At 68.7% G+C, this 22172-nt stretch carries 20 protein-coding genes and 1 pseudogene; 13 read left to right on the forward strand and 8 right to left on the reverse strand.

Annotated features, from left to right (window positions below):
* The coding region (locus A3A5_RS42465) for a hypothetical protein (RefSeq protein WP_369797842.1) at window positions 1-198 on the forward strand (198 nt) is incomplete at its 5' end.
* Window positions 199-224: 26 nt separating this feature from the next.
* Here the strand turns inward: A3A5_RS42465 and A3A5_RS0132695 are convergent.
* From A3A5_RS0132695 to pqqA, 5 genes and pseudogenes are all read right to left on the reverse strand, one after another.
* Window positions 225-365: pseudogene (locus A3A5_RS0132695) on the reverse strand (pyrroloquinoline quinone biosynthesis protein PqqE); the annotation flags it as partial.
* Window positions 337-609, reverse strand: a complete 273-nt coding sequence (gene pqqD / locus A3A5_RS0132700) for a pyrroloquinoline quinone biosynthesis peptide chaperone PqqD (RefSeq protein ID WP_018314659.1) — start codon at window positions 607-609, stop codon at window positions 337-339. The gene pqqD and the pseudogene A3A5_RS0132695, both read right to left, overlap by 29 nt.
* Complete coding sequence (gene pqqC, locus A3A5_RS0132705; protein WP_018314660.1) at window positions 606-1316, reverse strand: pyrroloquinoline-quinone synthase PqqC; 711 nt, start codon at window positions 1314-1316, stop codon at window positions 606-608. The genes pqqD and pqqC overlap by 4 nt, the downstream gene beginning before the upstream one ends.
* The gene (gene pqqB, locus A3A5_RS0132710) at window positions 1313-2230 is read right to left on the reverse strand and encodes a pyrroloquinoline quinone biosynthesis protein PqqB (protein WP_018314661.1); all 918 of its coding nucleotides are present in this window, start codon (window positions 2228-2230) and stop codon (window positions 1313-1315) included. Before pqqB ends, pqqC begins: the two co-directional genes overlap by 4 nt.
* A gap of 132 nt (window positions 2231-2362) precedes the next feature.
* Window positions 2363-2437 (reverse strand): pyrroloquinoline quinone precursor peptide PqqA, encoded by a 75-nt coding sequence (gene pqqA, locus A3A5_RS39705; protein WP_010809778.1) that lies wholly within the window; start codon window positions 2435-2437, stop codon window positions 2363-2365.
* 26 nt (window positions 2438-2463) lie between these two features.
* Here pqqA and A3A5_RS0132720 point away from each other — a divergent pair, with 26 nt between their 5' ends.
* Together A3A5_RS0132720 and A3A5_RS0132725 are read left to right on the forward strand one after the other, a co-directional pair.
* The gene (locus A3A5_RS0132720) at window positions 2464-3489 is read left to right on the forward strand and encodes an alpha/beta fold hydrolase (RefSeq protein ID WP_018314663.1); all 1026 of its coding nucleotides are present in this window, start codon (window positions 2464-2466) and stop codon (window positions 3487-3489) included.
* The gene (locus tag A3A5_RS0132725; RefSeq protein ID WP_018314664.1) at window positions 3489-4451 is read left to right on the forward strand and encodes an MBL fold metallo-hydrolase; all 963 of its coding nucleotides are present in this window, start codon (window positions 3489-3491) and stop codon (window positions 4449-4451) included. The genes A3A5_RS0132720 and A3A5_RS0132725 overlap by 1 nt, the downstream gene beginning before the upstream one ends.
* Window positions 4452-4481: 30 nt before the next feature.
* On the opposite strand, the gene A3A5_RS0132730 is transcribed toward A3A5_RS0132725, so the two are convergent.
* Entirely contained in the window at window positions 4482-6470 is a 1989-nt protein-coding gene (locus A3A5_RS0132730) for a sigma-54-dependent Fis family transcriptional regulator (protein ID WP_018314665.1), read from the reverse strand.
* Window positions 6471-6746: 276 nt separating this feature from the next.
* On the opposite strand from A3A5_RS0132730, the gene pedF reads away from it, so the two are divergent.
* A complete protein-coding gene (gene pedF, locus A3A5_RS0132735) occupies window positions 6747-7226 on the forward strand; it encodes a cytochrome c-550 PedF (protein WP_018314666.1) in 480 nt (159 codons plus the stop codon).
* An 82-nt stretch (window positions 7227-7308) separates the two neighbouring features.
* Window positions 7309-8217, forward strand: coding sequence for an ABC transporter substrate-binding protein (locus A3A5_RS0132740; RefSeq protein WP_026201365.1), 909 nt, complete (start codon window positions 7309-7311; stop codon window positions 8215-8217).
* 18 nt (window positions 8218-8235) lie between these two features.
* Here A3A5_RS0132740 and A3A5_RS0132745 read toward each other — a convergent pair whose 3' ends face one another.
* Window positions 8236-9555: a type II toxin-antitoxin system HipA family toxin gene (locus tag A3A5_RS0132745; protein WP_018314668.1), complete on the reverse strand. Its 1320-nt coding sequence runs from the start codon at window positions 9553-9555 to the stop codon at window positions 8236-8238.
* Complete coding sequence (locus tag A3A5_RS0132750; protein WP_018314669.1) at window positions 9552-9812, reverse strand: helix-turn-helix domain-containing protein; 261 nt, start codon at window positions 9810-9812, stop codon at window positions 9552-9554. The genes A3A5_RS0132745 and A3A5_RS0132750 overlap by 4 nt, the downstream gene beginning before the upstream one ends.
* A gap of 343 nt (window positions 9813-10155) precedes the next feature.
* Between A3A5_RS0132750 and imuA the strand changes: the two genes are divergently transcribed.
* The 8 genes from imuA (at window position 10156) to A3A5_RS0132795 (ending at window position 21799) form a co-directional block, all read left to right on the forward strand.
* Window positions 10156-11055 carry a translesion DNA synthesis-associated protein ImuA gene (gene imuA, locus A3A5_RS0132755; RefSeq protein ID WP_232431525.1) on the forward strand — a complete coding sequence of 300 codons (900 nt, stop codon included), beginning with the start codon at window positions 10156-10158 and terminating at the stop codon, window positions 11053-11055.
* Complete coding sequence (locus A3A5_RS0132760; protein ID WP_018314671.1) at window positions 10988-12559, forward strand: DNA polymerase Y family protein; 1572 nt, start codon at window positions 10988-10990, stop codon at window positions 12557-12559. Before imuA ends, A3A5_RS0132760 begins: the two co-directional genes overlap by 68 nt.
* Window positions 12556-15975 carry an error-prone DNA polymerase gene (locus tag A3A5_RS0132765; protein WP_018314672.1) on the forward strand — a complete coding sequence of 1140 codons (3420 nt, stop codon included), beginning with the start codon at window positions 12556-12558 and terminating at the stop codon, window positions 15973-15975. The genes A3A5_RS0132760 and A3A5_RS0132765 overlap by 4 nt, the downstream gene beginning before the upstream one ends.
* A gap of 283 nt (window positions 15976-16258) precedes the next feature.
* Complete coding sequence (locus A3A5_RS0132770; protein ID WP_018314673.1) at window positions 16259-17212, forward strand: 5'/3'-nucleotidase SurE; 954 nt, start codon at window positions 16259-16261, stop codon at window positions 17210-17212.
* An 11-nt stretch (window positions 17213-17223) separates the two neighbouring features.
* A complete protein-coding gene (locus A3A5_RS0132775; protein WP_018314674.1) occupies window positions 17224-17874 on the forward strand; it encodes a hypothetical protein in 651 nt (216 codons plus the stop codon).
* 323 nt (window positions 17875-18197) lie between these two features.
* Window positions 18198-19157, forward strand: a complete 960-nt coding sequence (locus A3A5_RS0132785) for a MurR/RpiR family transcriptional regulator (protein ID WP_232431527.1) — start codon at window positions 18198-18200, stop codon at window positions 19155-19157.
* A 226-nt stretch (window positions 19158-19383) separates the two neighbouring features.
* Window positions 19384-19569 (forward strand): hypothetical protein, encoded by a 186-nt coding sequence (locus A3A5_RS0132790; RefSeq protein WP_018314676.1) that lies wholly within the window; start codon window positions 19384-19386, stop codon window positions 19567-19569.
* Between the two features lie 49 nt (window positions 19570-19618).
* Entirely contained in the window at window positions 19619-21799 is a 2181-nt protein-coding gene (locus A3A5_RS0132795; protein WP_026201368.1) for a phosphocholine-specific phospholipase C, read from the forward strand.
* Window positions 21800-22172 lie beyond the last annotated feature (373 nt).

The following is a 22172-nucleotide window of genomic DNA, read 5'->3' on the forward strand; positions in this document are numbered from 1 at the left end:
AGCAGCGTTAGTCTGGTTCGTGAACTGATCGAAAAAGCCTGCACAAAAACCGGACTGAAAGTTACTGCTGACATTCTTGACGGAGTCTATGAAGCCGGACGGACAGTCACTCGTTGCGTCCGTGCTTCACTGAACATCGAGTACGACTCAACCTTGCCTGCGTGGAACTACAGCATCCGCTCACGGAACGCCGCATAGCGGGAAGTTATTTCGAGCACGTTCCTTAGCTCGGCCGTATGCCGGGCATAGTCCACCGGGTTGGAGCAGAAGGCGCAATGCAGCGGGCAGCGGTAGGTCAGCTCGGCCAGCAGCCACAGCGGCGGGCCGGGCGGGACCTCAGACCAGCCAGCCGCGTTCGATCGCATGTTTGACAAAGGCATGTACCTCCGGGGCGATGCCCTGCACGCCAAACGCGGCCTGCAGGTCGTCGATCAGCATGTCCAGCGTGTGGCTGCCGTCGCAGCGCTGCAGGATCGCGGCGGCGCTGTCATTGAGGGTGACCATGCCTTCCGGGTACAGCAGCACCCAGCTTTGCTGGGACGTTTCCCATTGCAGGCGAAAGGTCCGGTGCAGGGTCGGTCTGGCGAAGTCTTGCGTGCTGGCTGTCATGGGTTGGCTTGCTGGATGGCGTCGAGCATCGACCAGAGCACGTCGAGCTTGAACTGCAGGATGTCTAGGGCGCGCTGCTGTTGCACCGCGCTGCGGAAGTGGCCCAGCGTCACGCGCAGGCCATGGTCCACGTCGCGCTGCGCGAGCGGAATGCGAGAGCGGAAGTAGTCCAGCCCGGCGGCCTCGATCCACGGGTAATGCGTGGGCCAGCCGGCCAGGCGTTCCTTGTGGATTGCGGGCGCGAACATCTCCGTCAGCGACGAGCACACGGCTTCCTGCCACGGCGCGCGGCGCGCAAAGTTGACGTAGGCATCGACGGCAAAGCGCACCCCGGGCAACACGTGCCGGTGGCTCAGCAGCGCTTCGCGCTCCAGGCCCACCGCCTGGCCCAGGCGCAGCCAGGCCTCGATGCCGCCGGGCTGGGCGTCGGTGCCGTCGTGGTCAAGGATGCGCACCACCCACTCGCGGCGGGTGTCGCGCTCGGGGCAGTTGGACAGAATGGCGGCGTCCTTCAGCGGGATGTTGTCCTGGTAGTAGAAGCGGTTGGCCACCCATGCGCGGATCTGCGCGGGCGAGCACTGGCCCGCCGCCATGCGCTGGTTGAAGGGATGGTGGATGTGGTAGCCGCTTTCCCTGGCGCGCAGGCGGGATTCGAACTCGGCCTCGGTCCAGGCGATGGGGGAGATGGGGAGGATGGCAGATGTCATAGCGCGATTTCCATGCCGTCGTACGCCACCTCGATGCCGTGCCGCGTGAGCTCGGCGCGCTCCAGCGAGTCTTCCACCAGCACCGGGTTGGTATTGTTGATATGGATAAGGATCTTGCGGCTGGCGGGCAGCCGCTCCAGGACCTCGATCATGCCGCCGGGTCCGGACAGGGCCAGGTGGCCCATGTCGGCGGCGGTCTTGCCGGAAAAGCCCGGCGCCTGCATCTCGTCGTCGCGCCAGAAGGTGCCGTCGACCAGCACGATGTCGGCGCTGTGCAGCTCCGCAAAGACGTGGTCGTCGATGCGGCCCAGGCCGGGCGCATAGAAGGCGCTGCGGCCGCTGCGGCGGTCTTTGATGCGCAGGCCGATGTTGTCGCCAGCGCGCGGGGCGTGGCGGTTGGGCGAGTAGGGCGGGGCCTTGCTCTCCAGCGGTATCGCCGTCAGTGTCACGCCGTCCAGCGGTGGGACTGAAAACGCGGTGCCGTCGCAGGGCAGGGTGTGCGTCTGCAGTCCGCAGTAGTGCGACAGGATGCGCGTCAGCGGGAAAGCGGCGCCCAGGTCGTCGAGGACGGCGGCCGTGGCATAGACCGGCAGCGCCCGGCGGTGTTCGCGCAGCATCAGCAGGCCGGTGACGTGGTCGATCTGCGCATCCATCAGCACGACCGCGGCGATGGCGGTGTCGCGCGGCGCGCGTGCGGGCTGCAGCGCGGGCGCCTGGCGCAGCTGCTGCAGGATATCGGGCGAGGCATTGACCAGGATGGCATCAGGCCCGTCGCCCGTCAGCGCGATCGAGGATTGCGTGCGCGGCGTGGCGCGCACCGTGCCGCGGCGCACGCCGTCGCAATTGTGGCAGTTGCAGTTCCACTGCGGAAAGCCGCCGCCGGCGGCCGACCCCAGTACCCGGATGGTTGTCATGGCGCGAGCGCTTGGTGTTGGGTCATGGCTTCACGGAGCAGGCGCCAGCCCTGGCGCCTGCCTGCGTTGGTTGTGCTTGCGGTCCGCGGCTTGCCGGCCGGCGCACCGCCGGTCGCAGGCACCGCGGCACGTTCAGCGGTTGGCGATGTACATCGTGATTTCAAAGCCAAGCCGCAGCTCGGTGTAGGCAGGGGTGGTCCAGCGCATGTCTCTCTCCTTGGGTGGCATGGTTAGTGAATATCGTTTTGCAGCGGCAGCCTGGCTGCCGCCCGACTGCCGCATCCCCTCAAGGCAACATCCATGCCCGACGCATCCACGATATCCGCCGGTTTTCCGGCACGGCCACCACTTTCCACCTGCGTACGCCCGACGCCCAGCGCGTGCATGTGCGGCTGGCCGGTGCCGCGGACGGCGAGCCGTGGCTGGTGCTGCATGGCGGGCCGGGCAGCGGCTGCTCTGCCGCCATGGCGCAATGGTTCGACCCGCGGCGGCAGCGCGTGGTGATGCCGGACCAGCGCGGCGCCGGCCGCTCCAGGCCGGCTGGCTGCCTGCGCCGCAATACCGTGGGCGCGCTGCTGGCCGACCTGGAGCAGCTGCGCCGCGCGCTGGGCATCGAACGCTGGGGCGTGGTGGGCGGATCATGGGGTGCGGCACTTGCCCTGGCGTACGCGGCGCAATGCCCGCACGCTGTGGCGGCGCTGGTCCTGCGCGGGACCTTCCTGACTGGCCGCGACGATGTGCTCGCGCTGTTTTCCCCGCGCCATGGGGGCCGCCGCATGCTGCATTGCGTCAAGGCATGGGGCGAGCGTTTGCCCGATGCGCGCGCGCGGCTGCTAACTGTGTCACGGCTGTTGCAAAGTGGTACGCCTGTTCAAAAACGGGACACTGCCGCGGCGTGGCAGGCGAGCGAACAGGCGTTGCTGGGTCTTTCCCCTGCGTCGCCTTCGCGCCGGCAGCCGCGGCCTGAGCGCATGGCCATGGTGAACAAATACCGCATCCAGGCGCACTACCTGCGCAACCGGGCCGGACTGGGCAAGCCGGCCTTGCTCAGGGCGGCGCGCGTCATCGACGCGCATGGCCTGCCGGTGACGCTGCTGCATGGCCGCGCCGACAAGGTCTGCTGTCCCGCCAACGCGCTGCGGCTGCAGGCCGCCATGCCGGGCGCAAGGCTGGCCTGGGTGGACGGCGGGCACCTGGCGGCCGGAGCCATGCGCGACGCGCTGGTGGCCGCGATCCGCGCCGCTGGCTGGCAGCGGTGATGCCCACGACGCGGCGCGGCTTTCTTGGCGCCACGCTTGCGCTGGCCATGAACGGCTGGCACCCGGCGGCCGCTGCCGGCACGCGGGTCACGCTGGAGCGGCTGCAGCCAGGCGTGTACGTGGCGCGCGCCGGCAATGCCGAAGCGGCGCGCGCCAACGCCGCGGAAGTGGTGCCGACCCTGGTCCATCTGAGTGGTGCGGGCGTGCTGGTGGTGGACCCCGGGCCGCAGGCGGCGTGGGGCGGTGCGCTGCTCGGCGCCATCCGGGCGCTGACGCCGCAGCCCGTGCGTTGGGTGGTCAACACGCACGCCCACCCGGAGAACGTGCTGGCCAATGCCGTGTTCGCACGGCTGCGGCCCCGGCCCGTGTTCCTGGCCTCCGCCGCTACGGCTGCGCTGATGCGGCAACGCTGCGCGGCCTGCCTGGCCCGCATGGCGACGCTGCTCGGGAACGGTGCCATGCGCGGCGCCGCGATCGTGTTGCCGGAGCCCGCGCTGCAGCCCGATGGCTGGCTGCACACCGGCGCTACCGCCTGGCAGGTGCAGGTTTACGCGAGTGCGCACAGTGCCTCGGATACGGTCCTGTACGCGCCGCAGCTGCAGCTGCTGTGTGCGGGCGGCCTGGCTTACCGCGAGCGCGTGCCGGAGATGCAGGAGGCCTCCCTGCTGGGGTGGCGCCGTGCGCTGCGGCGGCTGCAGGACCTGCCGGCGCGCACGGTAGTGGGCACCGCGCCGGGCACGCCCGCCCAGACCCTGGCGCCGACGCTGGGTTACCTGGATGCGCTGGCGGACGGAATCGGCGCCGCGCTGGCCGCGGGCAGCGATGCCTCGCGCGCCAGCGACGCCGTGGCGGCGGAGCCGTTCCGGCATTGGCGCCATTTCCATTCGCGCCACCCGCTGAACGTGCAGCGCGCCTGGCGCGAGCTCGAAGACCTGTGGATGCAGGGCGAGCCGCTGGCCTGAGCGCGCGGCTGCCCTGGCGCGTGGCCGGGATCAGCCGGCCTGGTGGGGCAGCCCGCGGGCCTCTTCCATTTTCCGGTAGACCGTATTGCGCGAGATGCCCAGCGCCTTGGCCGCCGCAGAGATATTCCCGTTGTGCGCCTTGACCGTGGCGACAATGGCCATGGCCTCGACATCGGCCAGCCGCGTGGGCTGCGCGCCCGGCAGCATATGGCCCGCGGGCACCGCCGCATGCCCCTGGCGCTCGCGCAGGTCATCGAGGAAGTCGTCGGGCAGGTGGTCCTCGGTGATCTCGGCTTCGCCTTCGGCCATCAGCCGCGCGGTGCGCAGCAGGTTGCCCAGCTGGCGGATATTGCCCGGCCAATGGTAGCGGCGGAACATCTCCATCACCGACTCGCGGATGCGGGGCGGCTCGCCGGGTTGCACGCCCGCCTGGTCCTGGCGCAGCAGCCTGGCGGCCACCACGTCGAGGTCGCCGCGCTCGCGCAGGGCCGGCAGCCGCACCACCAGCCCGTTGAGGCGGTAGTAGAGGTCTTCGCGGAACTGGCCATTGGCGACCAGATCACGCAGGTTGCGGTTGGTGGCGCACACCACCGAGACGTCGACATGGATGACCTTGCTGCTGCCCAGCGGCGACACCGCGCGTTCTTGCAGCGCGCGCAGCAGCCGTCCTTGCAGATGCAGCGGCATGTCCCCGATCTCGTCCAGGAACAGGGTGCCGCCGTTGGCCAGCAGCATCTTGCCGATGCCGCCCTTCTTGCGGGCGCCGGTGAAGGCGCCTTCTTCATAGCCGAACAGCTCGGACTCGATCAGGTTTTCCGGGATGGAGGCGCAGTTCACGGCAATGAATGGCCCGGCATGGCGCGGGCTGTCGGCGTGGATGGCGCGCGCCATCAGTTCCTTGCCGGTGCCGGTCTCGCCCAGCACCATCACCGGAATATCCTTGCCGATGATCTTGCGCAGCTTGCCGATGACCGCGCGGATCTGCGCGTCGCCCGTGTCCAGGTCGTCCAGCCCGGGCGAGCGGGCCGGGCCTGCGGCCAGGCTGCGCGGTGCGGCGGCCGTGCCGGCCTGGACTGCGTGGCCGGTATCGGTATTGCCTGGCAGGGATGCGGCGGGTGACTTCCATTCGACCCGGGCGCTGACCTTGACGCCGCTAGGCAGGTGCAGTTGGACGATGCCCGCATGGGCCGCGCGCACCGCGTCGAACAGCTGCGACATCGACAGCCCGAACAGCGAGGAAAAGGTGTGCGCATGCAGAGCGCCATTGGACAGGCCAAGCTGGAACTGCCCGCTGCGGTTGGCTGACAGAAAACGCCCGCCGGGCGTGAAGGAGACAATGCCCTCCACCAGCGTGCCCAGGAACTCCGCGCGCGAATGGAAGCGGATGCACACCATGTCGCGGAAGGCGTTGCCGAACAGCTGGTTCTCGATCATCTGCGCCGACATCCGCACCAGCGCCATGGTGTGCTTGTGGAAACCGCGCTGGTCGCCGGTCACATCCAGCGCCCCCACGGTCTTGCCATAAGGGTCGAGGATGGTCATGCACGAGCAGGTCAGGAACTGGTTTGCCTCCAGGAAGTGGTCGGCGCCGTGTACCAGCGTGGCCCGGTTCTCGGCCAGGGCCGTGCCGATGGCGTTGGTGCCGCGGCGCGCTTCCGACCACTCCGCGCCCGGGCGCAGCGCGACCTGGTTGGCCCGGGCCAGAAAGTCGTCATCGCCCATCGAGTGCAGGATCAGGCCATCGGCGTCGGTCAGGATGACCATGCTCTGCGTATTCACGATCTGGTCGTAGAGCGTTTCCATCACCGGCAGCGCATAGGCGAACAGTGACTGGCTACGCTCGATCCGCGTTTTCAGTTCGCTCTGCAGCACCGGGCAGAAGTCGGGCGATTCATAGGGACGCAGGCCATAGGACTCGGAACGCTGGTGGGCCTGGGCAATCAGTTCGTCGCGCTCGGGCTGCCTCGTGTCACCCGGGGCGCCCGCCGCGGGGCGGGCCGGTTCCGGCTGGAAGGTCATTTCTCTGTCTCCTGTGGAAAGTCCGCCCGCGATCTTTGCGCGGGTCGCTGTCGGCGCCTTCGCCAGGCGCATGGTCGACAGTGTTGCGTCATGAAGCAAAACACTTGCCAGGGTGTGGCAATCCGGGACACCCGTGCCGCGATGCTGCGTTGCACAGAGCGATGGCGGCGCGGCGAAGCCTGCCCTCAGGCGCCTCCGGGCCGGGTCCGGCTGGCTGGTATGGCTCTTGCGGAAATGGGGCAAACCACCAAGACCCATCCACTGTAGGAGACATCCATGAAAACGCAGCGCCGCCTGCTTGCCTTGCTCGCGCTTTGCGCGTCCCTGACCGCCGTCCCGGCCGGCTCTGTGCTGGCCCATGGCGACGTCACGCCCCAGGCCGTCGATACCAAAGCGTTACCACAACTGGGCGACGAATGGCGCCCGGACAATCCCTACCGCAGCGGCGATGCGCACAAGGAGGCGCTGCGCATCGGCACCTCGGCCTACAACCAGAACTGCGCGCGCTGTCATGGCCTGGAAGCGGTGTCAGGGGGCATCGCGCCGGACCTGCGCAAGCTTGACGGCGACTGCGTCTCACTGGCGGATGCAAAGAAGAAAGAGACGTGCATGAGCGAGATCTCGCAGTTCTACACCACCACCGTGCGCAAGGGCCGCACGCGCGACGGCCGCGTGTACATGCCGCCGTTCGACGGCGTGCTGAGCCAGGAAGCGGTGTGGGCCATCAAGACCTACCTGGAGTCGCGCCGCGAGTAAGGGGCGGCTGCGCCGGCAATCCTTCCCGTTGTCCAGCCCCGGCCCGCAGTGCCGGGTCAACGCATCTTCCAGGAGCCATCCCATGCCTGCCAGCCCTGTCCGCGGCCCTAGGCTTTCCGTGTCCCCCATGCCGGCGGCGCCGGCCGGCGCCGTGCGCTGGCTATGCGGCGCCTTGCTGGCTGCCGCCGCGCTCGTCTGCGCGCAACCGGCCCAGGCCGACCTGGCCAGGATCCGCCAGGCCGGCACCCTCAAGGTGGCGGTCTACAAAGGCTTGCCGCCGTTCTCCGCGATCGCGGGCAGCCAGGTCGCGGGCATCGACGTGGCCCTGGCCAGGGCACTGGGCAAGGAGCTGGGCCTGTCGGTGGCGCTGATGCCGTTCGATGCCGACGAAAGCATGGCTGACGACTTGCGTGCCATGGTCTGGCGCGGCCATTACCTTGGCTACGGACCGGCCGACGTGATGCTGCACGTGCCGGTCGACCGCGCCTTCATGCGCGAGAACGACAAGGCGCTGATCTTCGCGCCGTATTACCGCGAGACCTTCGTGCTGGTGCAGGACCGCGAGCGCGTGCCGGCGGTGCGCGGCCTGGAAGACCTGGCCGGGCAGCCGACCGGCGCCGCAGCCGGTTCGGCCGGGGCCAATGCGCTGCTGTCCGGCGCGGGCGGCGCCTTGCGCGAAAAGGTCAGGATCTACCCCGAAGCCGACGCGGCATTGCGCGCGCTGTTTTCCGGAGAGATCGTGGCGGCGATGGTGACGCGCGCCCAATACGAGAGCGCGCTCAAGGCCGCGGGGCAATCCGGGGCGCGCTTTGCCGCGACGGAACCCAGCGCGCCGCTGCTGCCGCAGCGCGGGTGGGCCGTCGGCTTGGCGGTCAAGGCAGGCGAGCGGGAACTGGCCGAAGCGCTGGAAAAGGCGTTGGGCGCGCTGCGCAGCAATGGCGAGCTGGCGCGCATCTTTGCCGGCTATGGGGTGTCGATGCAGGCGCCGTGAGGGTGGCTGGCGGGCGCCTCACCTGGCCGGCCTGCCGGCCCGCGCAAGCGGCAGCGTCTGCAGGCGCTCGGCAATGACATTGCGGATGGCCTGCGGCGCGCCCAGGTCGTCCAGCATGCGCAGCCAGTTGGCATGTGCCAGCGCGACGGCTTCCCTGACGGCGGCGGTCGCAATGCGCCGCGGGACGCCGGCCTTTTCCGCGATGGTCTCATACGTTGCCAGGGTTTCTTCACGCTGCCGCTTGTCGATGGCAACGTTCTGGCCATAGGTCGCAAAGCCGGGGAGGGCCGCCACGCAGACGATGTCGTACGCTGGTGCCAGTTCTGGCAAGACCCCGTTGTGATAAATCACCGAGAAGTTCTTCAGGTGCGCATCGCTGTTGCCGATCAGCGTGTTGACCGCCTGGCGCAGGAAGAACTGCCGGGCATGCTCGACCCCGCTCGGACTCAGGCGATACAGGGTGGCAACGAGCTGAATGTAGCTCTCGGTGCCGGCGTACTTCTTCGCTGGCATCCTGCCCAGCATCTGGCAGCCGTCTTCGGCGTGCACACGTCCGGCCGGAGTGCGGTCGAACCTGTCCACCGCAAGGTAGTGCAGATTTTCGCCCAACGATTCAACCAGTCCCTCGACCTCGATGGTCGAGACCGGCAGCACTCTCGTCGGCGCAACATGGACGCCGGCGGCGGCCGCGAGCTGCATCGAGATCGATTCGTTGAATACCTGCGAATCATCGTTTCTGGCAGGAAGCTTGGCGATGATGTCGGACAGCCTGCCTTTGGCTGGCAGGGTGTAGCGCTTGTCCTGCAGCACTGTCGACAGGGCCAGCTTGTTCTGCACCCCGGACACCGAGGCCGCGCCCTGCGTGGCGCCCTCCACCACGGCAATTTCCAGGTTGTCCGCGCCGCCGGTCACGCCATACGTCCGCGCATACTCCGGCAAGGCGCTGATGTCCGCCGGCACGATGACGACGGCCCCGGGGAGATCATTGCCGGCCGATGCCAGGATGCCGAAATCGTCCTTGTCATCGGGATTGCTCCGCGTTGCCTCGAGCCGCTTGCGCAGTTCGCCTTCGGGCAGCAGGCCGGCAAAGTAGGGCGGCAGTTCATGGCCCGTGCTGTAGACGGCAGGATGAAAGGGGTTGTCCAGCACCTCGGCGGTGGCCTTGCGGCCGGCCTCGGTCGGGACGCTGATCGACAGGCTCAGCGTGGGGCGGCGCGTGTCGCCCCGGAATGCTTCGGATGGCACGAACCGGACATTGCCGCTGGCCTCGCACAGGTAGCCGCATAGCTGGTCGTACAGCCGGACCTCAAGAAAGCGCGGATGCAGTTCGTAGCTCATTCCTGGTCCAGGAAGATGTCGACCGCGCTGCGGGCGCTGCGGTCGGGCCCGCTGCCTTTGCCTTCCAGGACTTGCCTGACTTCCTGTGCCCGCTCGTTGGGCACCAGGACCCATTCTGCGTCCAGGGCGGCCGCCAGGGCTTCGAGGGTCGACGCGCGGCTGTCCTTCTTCCCCAGCAGGATCGCCGACAGGTTCTGGGTGGCCATGCCCAGCACCCGCCCGATTTCGGTCAGGGTCTTGCCTCTGGCTTCACGCATGTCGCGGCACTGAGAAACTAATGACATAGCATTATTTTGCTGATGTATGCATACTTTAGTATGATGCATCGATACGCGGATAAGCAAGTCGTATAATTCGATAGTAGCTATTCTGATAAAAATTAATGCTATCGAATTATTTTATAGTGCGGTCCCCACCCGGGAGGAAACTGGGTGGAAGCATATGAAGACGGGCCGCCGCCCGCCCGTCTCACTTTCCACGGTGCCCCTCAGGCCACCCTCGCCACTCCCCCCTTGCGCTGGCACCCGATACTGTATAAATATACAGTTATCGTAAACCTACTAGTTCCTCGCCGTCCCCGGCGAGCGACGCCAACTCCACATGACTGCGCAATCGCACGCAGCCCCGCCCATGGCGGCGGAGGGCCTTCTTTTCCCTGCGCCGGCGCCCCCGGAGCCTGCCCCGTCTGCCCCGGCCTCGCGCCAGCAGGCGCTGTCGGCGCTCGAGCAGCGCTATCCCGGGCTGTGGCGGGCCGGCCAGCTGGGCCGTGCCGGCGGTGTTGCGATATGCCCGACCGGATATGACGCGCTGTCGGCGGAACTGCCCGGCGGCGGCTGGCCGGCGGGCGGGCTGACGGAGTTGCTGACGGCGCAGGGTGGTGCGGGCGAGCTGCGCCTGCTGCTGCCGGCGCTGCGCGCGCTGGCCGGGGCGGGGCGCCGCATCGCGCTGGTGGCGCCGCCTTACCTGCCCAATGCGATGGGGCTGGCCGCGGCCGGGCTGCCGGTGCGCCAGCTCTACTGGATGCGGCCCGCGGCCGGATCGGCCAAGGCCGCACAGCAGGCTGACATGCTGTGGGCGGCCGAGCAGGTGCTGCGCAGCCAGGCCTTTGGCGGCGTGCTGGTCTGGCTGCCCGCGGCCCGCCCCGAGGCGCTGCGCCGCCTGCAGGTGCTGGCGCAGGCCGGCGACGCGGTGGCATGGGCGCTACGCCCGGCCACGGCGCTGCGCGAGTCGTCGCCGGCGGTGCTGCGGCTGCTGCTGGCGCCGCTGCCCGGCAATGTGCTGTCGATCACCTTCCACAAGCGGCGCGGGCCGGTGCGGGACACGCCGCTGCTGCTGCGCCTGGACGGGATGGCGGCGGCTACGCGCGCGGCCGCCTGGCCTGTACCGGCAGGTGCGCCTGCCTTGTCTGAATCGTCTTCTCCATCTTCTTCCGATGCCGTACTGGATCGCGGTGCACCTGCCGCGCCTGCCCCTGGACGCCCTGCAGCCCAACTGGCCTGAGCTGGCGCCCGCCGTGAGCCCGCCTGCCGCCACCGCCACGCTGCACCATGCGCTGCCGGTGGCGGTGATGGCTCGCGAGCAGGTGGTGCTGGCCAACGGTCCGGCGATGCAGCTCGGGGTGCGCTACGGCATGCGCCGTGGCGGCGTGCAGGCGCTGTCGGCCGAGATCGTGCAGCTGGAGCGCGACCTGGCCGCGGAAGCTTCGTTGATGGAGGCGGTGGCGCTGGCGCTGCTGCATTTCACGCCGGGCGTGACCGTCGACGAGGAACCGGAGTCGGCCACGGTGATGCTGGACGTCAGCGCCAGCCTGCGTCTGTTTGGCGGCCACCGCGCGCTGTGCCGCGCGGTGCGCGCCTGTGTGCGCCAGCTTGGCACCTTTGCCCAGGTGGGCTCCGGCCCGACCGCGCACGGCGCCGCGTGGCTGGCGCGCCAGCCGCTGCGGCGCACGCGGCGCGGCGTGGTGCGGCCCGGGCGCCGCGCGGTGGGCATGGCACGCCTGCACCGGCTGCTGGACCGCCTGCCGGTAGAGGCGCTGCACACGCTGGCCGATCCTGCCTGGCTGGACGGCATCGGCTGCCGCACGCTGGGCGAGGTGCGGCGCCTGCCGCGCGCGGGCCTGACGCGCCGGCTGGGCCCGGCGCTGCTGGCGCGGCTGGACCAGGCCTATGGCGACACGCCGGCGCGCTTTGTCTGGTTTGTGGCGCCGCCCGCGTTTGCGCAGCGCATGGACCTGCCGGGCCGCATCGAATCCGCCGAGGGCGTGCTGGCCGGCGCGCAGCGCCTGCTGCTGGCGCTGGCGGGCTGGCTGGCGGTGCAGCAGGCCGGCGTCACGCGCTGCGTGCTGGTGCTGGAGCATGAACGCTACCGGCGCGGCGTGGACACCGACGGCACCGAGGTGGCGGTGGGCCTGGCCCAGCCCAGCCGCGACCCCGCGCACCTGTCGCGGCTGCTGCGCGAAAAGCTCGACAAGCTCAACTTCCATGCCCCCGTGACCGGCCTGGCGCTGCGCGTGGAGGCGATGGCAGCATGCGTGCCGCAAAGCGACGCGCTGTTCCCCGAGCCCGGCGGCACGCCGGAAGACCTGGGCCGCCTGCTTGATACGCTGATGGCGCGGCTGGGCCGCGACAACGTGCTGCAGCCGCGGCCGCTGGCCGACCACCGGCCCGAGCGCGCCAACCGCTGGTGCCCGGTCGACGAGCCCGGCGGCAACAAGGCCGCCAGCCTGCCGGGCCCGCAGCCGGAGCGCCCGCTGTGGCTGCTGCCGCAACCGCTGCCGCTGCCGGTGCAGCGCCACCGGCCCTGCCACGACGGCCCGCTGGCGCTGCTGAGCCGGCCCGAGCGCATCGAGGCCGGCTGGTGGGACGGCGCGCTGGCCACGCGCGACTACTTTATCGCCGAGCGCGCCGACGGCCTGCGCTGCTGGATTTTCCGCGAGCGTCCGGGCCATGCGGCGCAGGACGATGGCGGCGAGTACCGCTGGTTTTTGCACGGGTTGTTCGCATGAGCGCGCTGTCCTTGCCTGCCTCGTTGCCGGGTTTGCTGCCCGCGCTGCCGGATTACGTGGAGCTGCACTGCATCTCCAACTTCACCTTCCTGAGCGGGGCCTCGCATCCGGGCGAGCTGATCGAGCGCGCCTTCGGCCTGGGCTACAGCGGGCTGGCGCTGACCGATGAGTGCTCGGTGGCCGGCACCGCGCGCGCGCACGATGCCATCGAGACGCTGCGCAAGCGCCTGCACGACGCGGTGGCGCGCAGCGCGGCACGCGGGGAGGAGGGCGTGGACGAGCCGCTGCTGGACCATGACGATGAGCCTGAGGCCGGCGATGACGATCCCCACGCGCACGCCAGCCGCCACCAGCGGCTGCAGGCGCTGGCCCGCGCCGCCGATGCCTTCTCGCTGCTGATCGGCAGCCGCTTCAGCCTGGCGCCGGCCGATGGCTCGGAGCGGGCGCCGCTGCGGCTGGTGCTGATCGCCCAGCACCGCGAGGGCTTCGGCAACCTGAGCGAGCTGATCACGCTGGGCCGCCGCCGCGCGCCGAAGGGCAGCTACCGGCTGCATCCGGAAGACCTGGCCGCGCCCGCCGCCGACGAAGCGCACCTGCGCGGCATGCCCGGCTGCGTGGCGCTGCTGCTGCCCGACTATTGCGCCGATCCTGAACTGCTGCGCGAGCAGGCCGAGTGGTGCCGCGCGGTCTTCGGCGAGCGCGCCTGGATTGCGCTGGAGCAACTGCAGGGCCATGCCGACGCGCTGCACCGCGCGCGCCTGGAAGCGGTATCGGCGCGGACCGGCGTGCCACTGGCGGCGGCCGGGGCGGTCACCATGCATGTGCGTTCGCGCAAGCCGCTGTCCGATGTGCTGGCCGCGATCCGGCTGGGCCAGCCGCTGGCGGAATGCGGCATGGCGCTGGCGCCCAATGCCGAGCAGCACCTGCGCATGCGCCAGGTGCTGTCGCGCCTGTACCCGCCCGAGGCGCTGGCGCAGACGCTGAAGATCGCCGAGTCGTGCGATTTCTCGCTGGGAATGCTGCGCTATGAATATCCCGAGGAGCTGGTGCCGGCCGGTGAGACGCCGATCTCCTACCTGCGCAAGGAAGTCGCGCGCGGCAAGCGTGAGCGCTTTCCCAACGGCCTGAAGCCCGAATGGGAAACCCAGCTGGAAGAAGAGCTGCAGCTGATCGAGGAAAAGCATTACGAACCCTTCTTCCTGACCGTGCACGACATCGTGCGCTTTGCGCGCGGGGAGGGCATCCTGTGCCAGGGGCGCGGCTCGGCCGCCAATTCGCTGGTGTGCTTCTGCCTGTATGTGACCGAGGTCAGCCCCGAGCAGGCCAACCTGCTGTTCGGCCGCTTCCTGTCGCGCGAGCGCGATGAGCCGCCCGATATCGACGTGGACTTCGAGCACCAGCGGCGCGAAGAGGTGATCCAGTACATCTACAAGAAATACGGCCGCCACCGCGCCGCGCTGGCGGCGTCGCTGATCACCTACCGCTCGCGCAGCGCGCTGCGCGACGTGGGCCGCGCGCTGGGCATCGACGCCAGCGTGGTGGAGCAGGTGGTCAAGGGCCAGGCCTGGTGGGACGGCGGCCGCGGCTTTGTCGAGAAGATCGCCCGCTACGGGCTCGATCCCGATTCGCCGGCGGTGCAGCAGTGGGCCAGCCTGACCGCGCAGCTGCGCGGCTTTCCGCGCCACCTGTCGCAGCATGTAGGCGGTTTCGTGATTGCGCGGGACAAGCTGTCGCGGCTGGTGCCGATCGAGAACGCGGCCATGGCCAACCGCAGCGTGATCCAGTGGGACAAGGACGACCTGGAGTCGCTGGGCCTGCTCAAGGTCGATGTGCTGGCGCTGGGCATGCTGTCGGCGATCCGGCGCGCGCTGCAGATGATCCCCAACCCGGACCCGGCGCGCGCGGGGCTGCCGGCGCGCATGGAAGACATCCCCAAGGAAGACCCGGCCACCTACGACATGATCTGCAAGGCCGAGACCATCGGCGTATTCCAGATCGAATCGCGCGCGCAGCAGTCGATGCTGCCGCGGCTGCAGCCGCGCAAGTACTACGACCTGGTGGTGGAGGTCGCCATCGTGCGGCCAGGCCCGATCCAGGGCGGCATGGTGCACCCCTACCTGAAGCGGCGCGAGGCCTTCCGCCGCACGCAGCAGCCGCCGGTCTACTTCAACAAGGTGATCGAGAAGGTGCTGGGCCGCACGCTGGGCGTGCCCATCTTCCAGGAGCAGGTGATGCAGCTGGCCATCGACGCGGCTGGTTTTTCACCGGGGCAGGCCGACCAGCTGCGCCGATCGATGGCGGCGTGGCGGCGGCGCGGCGACCTGCGCCAGCACCAGGATGCGCTGGTGCGCGCGCTGACCGGCAATGGCTACCCGGAATCCTTCGCGCTGGCGATCTGCAAGCAGATCGAGGGGTTTGGCGAGTATGGCTTCCCTGAGAGCCACGCGGCCAGCTTCGCCAAGCTGGTCTATATCAGCGCCTGGCTCAAGTGCCATCATCCGGCCGCCTTCCTGTGCGCGCTGCTGAACAGCCAGCCGATGGGGTTCTACTCGCCGTCGCAACTGGTGCAGGACGCCAGCCGCAATGGCGTGCAGGTGCTGCCGGTGGATGTCACCGTCAGCCGCTGGGACAGCACGCTGGAACCGGTGGAGGCCGATGTCGCTGACGCGCAGGCCTGCACCGGGCCACGCCGCCCGCAGCATCCGCGCGTGCGCCTGGGCCTGGGCCGGGTCAAGGGCATGCGTGAAGCGGCCGCGCTGCGCATCGAGGCCGCGCGCGCCCGGCGTCCGTTCGGCAGCGTCGAAGACCTGGCGCTGCGCGCCGGCCTGGACCGCCACGACATCGACGTGCTGGCCGCCGCCGACGCGCTGGCGCCGCTGGCCGGCAACCGCCGCCAGGCCCGCTGGCAGGCGCGCGCCGCGGCCGCGCATGCCGCGCACCGCGACCTGCTGTACGAAGCGCCGCCCGCCGAAGCCGCGCTGGCGCTGCCCGCGCCCCGGCTCGGCGAAGACGTGACGGCGGACTATGCCAGCCTGGGCCTGTCGCTCAAGTCGCACCCGCTGGCGTTGCTGCGGCACAAGCTGGCGGCCATGCGCTTTGCCACCGCCAGCCAGCTCGCGCGCTGCGGCAACGGCCGCCGCGTGCGCGCCTGCGGCATCGTTACCGTGCGCCAGCGCCCATCCACGGCCAGCGGCACCATCTTCGCCACCATCGAGGACGAGACCGGCTCCGTCAACCTGATCCTGTGGCCCGACCTGGTCGAGCGCCAGCGCAAGGAGGTGCTGGGCGCCACGCTGCTGGGGGTGGTCGGCACCTGGCAGCGCCAGGGCGACGTGCGCCACCTGGTGGCCAGGGAACTGGTGGATTTAAGCCCGATGCTGGGGCGGTTGATGGTGGGGAGCCGGGATTTTCATTGAGCCGCACGGCCTCCAGCCAGCTCATGCGTGGTGCGTAAAGCGGTTTCCGCGCACGCCTGGTTCATCGCCAGGCCCCTTTGTTGTTCACGCAACTGTAACGAAGCGCGGGTAACGTAGCGTCCGTCCACTACCGGATACCACAGGGCGTTTCGCCCGGCCCGCGCCCCCAACCCGGCGCTGCCGGGGCGTGCGCCCGCCAGCCTCACCAGGCTGCCCGGAAGTACCTTGCGCTGCAGCGCGGGCACGTTTTGCCCGCATTCCCGAACCGCCTCGACACCACGACATGAAAATCCGCCTGATCGCCGCGGCCTTGCTGGCCGCCACGGCGAGCCCTGCCTTCGCCCTGAACGTCCTGCTGACCAACGACGATGGCCTGACCAGCAACCTGAAGGCGCTGTACGACGCCCTCAAGGGCGCCGGCCACAACGTCATCGTCAGCGTGCCCTGCACCGGCCAGAGCGGCCGCGGCGCCGGCATCGTGATGTACAGCACCACGGTCATCGTGCCCGACAACGACAAGACCCAGGTCGAGGCCGAAGGCGGCTGCCACAACGGCGCGGCGGCCACCGGCGAGCCGGCGGTGGGCCCCTTCACCAAGCCGGGCTACACCAACGGCGACTACAACTACGCCCATGGCACGCCGGTGATGGCGACCATGTACGGGCTGGACGTGCTGGCTCCCGCGCGCTGGGGCAAGGCCCCCGACCTGGTGCTGTCCGGGCCCAACGAAGGGCAGAACGTCGGCCGCATCGTCAACAGCTCGGGCACCGTCAGCAATGCGCAGTTCGCCGCATCGCGCGGCATTCCGGCCATCGCCCTGAGCGCGGGCACGGACTCGGTCGACAATACCGGCCTGGCGAGCCCGGTGTCCGGCGTGGTGGCGCAACTGTCCATCAAGCTGGTCAACGCGCTGCGTGCCAAAGCCAACGGCGGTCCGCTGCTGCCGGCAGGGCTGGCGCTGAACGTCAACTTCCCGAACGCGCCGTCGGCCGCCACGCCGTTCGCGTTCTCGCGGCATGGCACCTTCGATGTTTATGCGCTGAAGTTCAACGGCACGGCGCCGTACGGGCTGGGCATCGGCGCCGGCAGTGGCACGCCGACCGCCGCGCAGGCCGAGGATGAGTCCGTGGTCTACAAGACCAAGGTGGCCGTCACCGCCATGCAGATCGGCTTCGACCAGCGTCCCGCGGGCCAGCAATGGCTGCGCCTGCGCCTGGGTGAACTGTTCGGCCAGTGAGGCATGTCCCGATGAAACGCCTCATTCCCCTGTTCCCCCTGGCAGTCGCGCTGCTCGCCGGTTGCGGCGGCAACGACGCGTCCGACAACACCACGCCGCCCGCCACCGCGAGCCTGTCCGTCACGGACCTCGACCCAGGCGCATATGTCGTCAGCGTTGGCGACGCCGACAACCCGACCGTCGGCAAGTACTACGCCGGCACGGACGGCAGCCGCTACCTGGCCCTTGCCGATGCCGAGGACAAGGCCACCACCATCTACCGCCGCGACAAGAACGGCAGCTGGGTAGCCGCCCCCGGTGCGGATGCTGCGGCCAACGTAAAGCTGCTGCGTCAGGATCCTGTGCCCGCGGCGAGCGTGGACGCCGGTAGCGTGGCAGGTTCGTACACGGCCGTGCTGCCCTCAGGCGCCAGCGCAAGCTTCACGGTCTCGGCGGAGGGAAAAATCACGCCCGGCGCTTCGGCCTGCCAACTCTCCGGCGCGCTCTCCGCGCATGCCATGCCGAATACGCTGAGCCTGAAGCTATCCGCGTCAGCCTGCGGCACGGTGCCGGCCACTGCCACCGGCGTCCTGGCCATCGACACCGACTACCAGCCTGCCGCATTCCGCCTGATTGCTGACGATGGTGGCCGCGTGGTCGATTTGTGGGCGTATCGCGACTGACCGACGCTTCCAGGCGCGCTAGTTCATCGCGCGCACCGCGGGCCCCTGTCCGCCGCCGGCCAGGGCATGCCCCGGTGCCGAGATATGGATCTCGGTGCTGGATGCAGGCCGCGCCCGCATACGGGGGCGCCGCCGGCGATCTCGCTGGCGGCCGCGGCCGGTGTGACTTCCGGGTTTGTCAACGCGGTTATCATCGTGCCGTGCCTTGCCGGTTTCATCCGGAACATTGAATTCACCATACACTTTGCAGGTCGATTGATGCCGATTCCGTCTTGCCACCCTGGCTTCGCGCCCTACCGTCAGTCCATGGGCGGGCGGGGCCCATGGTAAAGGGCCGCCGCGGCGCGGGCGCAGCGCAGGGCCGGAAATCATCGTCGCAGGCGTTATCGGCCAGAACGGAGGCCGCGCAGACCGCCGAGCCAGCGCCGCCGTCGCCCACCACGTCGGCAATGCTCGCGCGCATTCACAGCATGCGGGACTCGCTGGGGCCGGCCGGGCAGCGCATTGCTGACTTCGTGACCCGGTATCCGCAGACCGTGATCCATATGTCGGTCAGCGAAGTGGCCGAGCGCACCAATGCGAGCGAGGGCAGCGTGGTCGGTTTCTGCAAGAGCCTGGGCGCGACGGGCTTCCAGCAACTGAAGATCCTGCTGGCGCAGGAACTGGTGCAGGGGGTCCAGATCATCCACGAAGACCTCGAGCCCGGCGACACTTGCCCGGCGGTCATGCGCAAGATCTTCCAGAGCAACGTCCAGACGCTGCATGACACCAGCGCCGTGCTCGACGTGGCCGCGATCGAGCGCGCGGTCGCATTGCTCAGGGCGGCCGAACGCATCGAGATCTATGGCATTGGCAGCGCGGCGCCGATCGCCGAGGATGCGCAGTACCGCATGCTGCGGATCGGGCTCAACGTGAAGGCGGTCGTGGATTCGCATATCCAGGCCATCAGCGCGTCGCTCGCGGGCCCCAGGGTTGCCACGCTGACCATCTCGCATTCGGGCAGCACGCACGAAACCGTGACGGCCACGCGGCTGGCCCGGGAGAGCGGTGCCAGCACCATCTGCATCACCAATTTCGGCAAGTCGCCGATCCAGGCCTTCGCCGACGTCGTGCTGTTCACGATGGCGCGCGAGACCCGCTTCCGGACCGAGGCGATGACCAGCCGCCTGGCGCAGCTGGCGATCATCGATGTGCTGATCGCATGCCTCGCGCTTACCGACTACGACACCTCCGTCGAAACGCTGCGGCGTACGTTCGACGTCCTGTCGCTCAAGCGATATTGAGCCCCAGCCGGCCCGCGCCGGCATCCTGACATTTTCCTGCCGCATTGTCGTCCAGCCTTGCTCCGTCAGTGACGGGGGCGGGTGTCGTTCCACGTCCAGAAAATGAGAATAATTCAAATGTACCAACAACTGCATTGAGCAATATTCATTTTGATGTCACATCGAACCCCTACGCTTCGAGTCGCGTCAGTCCCTTCCCCCTGGCCCTCGAACATAAGGAGTCCTCATGAACAAGCCATTGTGGTATGGCCGCGCCGCGCTGCTCGCGGCGCTCTTGTCCCTGGCCCTCACCGCGTGCGGTGGCGGCGAAGATAGCAGCAGCATCACTCCCCAGGCCGTCAAGACAACCATGCAGGCGGCAGCAGCCGACGACGCGGCAGCGTCGAAGAAGGGCGTGCACTGCGCACCCTGACACGCCCGCGACTCTCCCCCCATCGTCCGCTCCTACCATTCCCCCGATCATGACCAAAATCGATCGACGTACCTTCCTCTCCGGCGCCGTCAAAAGCGCGGCCGCTGCTTCGGTTCTGTCGATGCTGCCGCCCAGCATCGCGCGCGCACTCGCCGTTCCCGCAGCGGTCAATACCGGCACGATCCAGGACGTGCAGCACGTGGTGATCCTGATGCAGGAAAACCGCGCGCTGGACCATTACTTCGGCGCCATGCGCGGCGTGCGCGGCTTTGGTGACCGCTTCCCGGTGCCGGTGCCGTCAGGCAAGCCGGTGTGGTTCGAGTCGAACGGCACGCGCGAGATCACGCCGTTCCACCTCGACAGTGCGGCCGTCAACGCGCTGCGCGTCTCCGGCACGCCGCATAGCTTCATGGATGCGCAGAATGCGTGGAACCAGGGCCGTTTCGGCTTCTGGGCCAAGTACAAGAACGACCATTCGATGGGCTACTACCGTCGTGAAGACATTCCGTTCCAGTACGCGCTGGCCGAGGCCTTCACGCTTTGCGACGCCTACCACTGCAGCCACGCCGGCGGCACCGACCCGAACCGCATCACCTTTATGTCGGGCTCCAACTATAACCCCGCGATGCGCGAGGCGGGGCGCAACTGCACGCTTGACGATGCGGAGGTCAACAACCTGCGCTGCAGCGTGGGCGGCAAGCTGCCGACGCCGGGCTACACATACAAGGGTTCCGCCTTCGAGTGGGCCACGCTGCCGGAACTGCTGCAGGCAAAGGGCGTGAGCTGGCGCATCTACCAGAACCCCAACGCCAACTGGGGCGGCCTGCTGCATGGCGGGCTCGCCTTCAAGAGCTTCCGTGAATCGCAGCCGGGCAATCCGCTCTACGACAACGGCATGAGCAGCTGGACCATCGAGCAGCTGGCCGCGCATGTGCGGGACGACACGCTGCCGGCCGTGAGCTGGATCCTGCCGACGCCGGCGCAGTCCGAACATCCGGGGGGGCCGTCGAGCGCGACCGAAGGCGCGGCCTTCATCAACACAGTGCTGACGGCGCTGACTGCCAACCCGGAGGTCTGGAGCAAGACCGTGTTCTTTATCACCTTCGATGAGAATGACGGCTTCTTCGACCATATGCCGCCGGCCGCGGTGCCGTCCTACGACGCCAATGGTGTCCTGCACGGCAAGTCGACCGTCGACGTCACCGGCGAATACTTTGACACCGCCGGCAATACGGCGCTCGACGGCACCACCACCAGCGGCGAGACCATCCGCCTGCGCCCGTACGGGTTCGGCCCGCGCGTGCCGATGTATGTGATCTCGCCGTGGACGCGCGGCGGCTGGATCAACTCGCAGGTGTTCGACCACACCTCGATGGGGCGCTTCCTGGAACAACGCTTCGGCATCACGGTGCCCGCGATCAGCCCGTGGCACCGCGCAGTGGCCGGCGACCTGACTTCCGTCTTCGATTTCAGGACGCCGAATGACCAGGTGTTTCCGACGCTGCCGGATACCAGCAACTATAAGCAGGTGATCGCCGAGCAGCTGGCGAAACCCAAGGCGGCGGCACCGGCCGTGCCGGCGTCGCTGTTCCAGGAGACTGGCACCAAGTACTCGCGCGCGCTGCCCTATGTCCTCCATGCGAGTGCGCTGGCCGAGCCCACCATAGGCAAGCTGAAGCTGATCTTCAGCAATACGGGGGAGCAGGGCGCAGTCTTCCATGTCTACGACCGGCTCCATCTGGACCAGATTCCGCGCCGCTACACGGTCGAGCCCGGCAAGATGCTGGACGATGAATGGGACGCGCGCGCCACGGACAACGGGCGCTATGACCTGGCGGTCTACGGGCCTAACGGCTTCGTGCGCATGTTCAAGGGCCAACTGCCTGCGGACGCCGTGGCCGATGCGCCTGAGATCCGCGTCTGCTACGACCTGGACAAGGGCAGTGTCTACCTGTCGGCGCGCAATGACGGCAAGGGCGCAGTCAACGGTGGAGGCAAGCCGCTGACGCTGGTGGTGACGCCCAACGCTTATCGTAACGACGGTCCGTGGCAACTCCATATCACGGCCGGCGCCGAGGTGGAACACCACTGGCCGCTGCAGGAGAGCGGCAACTGGTACGACTTCACGGTCACGGAAGCCGAAAGCGGATTCGAACGGCGCTTCGCAGGTCGCCTGGAGACCGGCCAGCATGGCGTGACGGACCCGGCCATGGCAACCGGGCTGGGCTGAGCGTCCGGTCGCCGCGGCCCTGCCGGAATGCGTGCCGGACCGCGGTTTTGGACGTCTGTTCGTTGCACTTCGCACGGAACGGGCCGTCGCTTCCGGTCGGATCAGTTGTTCGCAGTCCGCTGCTAACCGGGTGGGCGAGCACAGGGCAGGGTTAGCAGACCGGGGCACTCGGAAACCCGGCGAGCCCAAAGGCTCCCCAGCCAAGGCTCGCCCATTGAGCAAGGGCGTGCGAAGGCGTTTAGAAGAGGGCTTGGTGCAAGCCTTCTTCACCGAGTGTCCGAGCAGGCTGTTAAACCTGGTCGCGGTTGTCTGGGCGACGAACCATTCTCAGCGGCGGCACACGCGTACACAAAGGAGCAAAAGGCAAAACATA

The sequence above is a fragment of the Cupriavidus sp. UYPR2.512 genome (assembly GCF_000379565.1).
Classification (GTDB): domain Bacteria; phylum Pseudomonadota; class Gammaproteobacteria; order Burkholderiales; family Burkholderiaceae; genus Cupriavidus.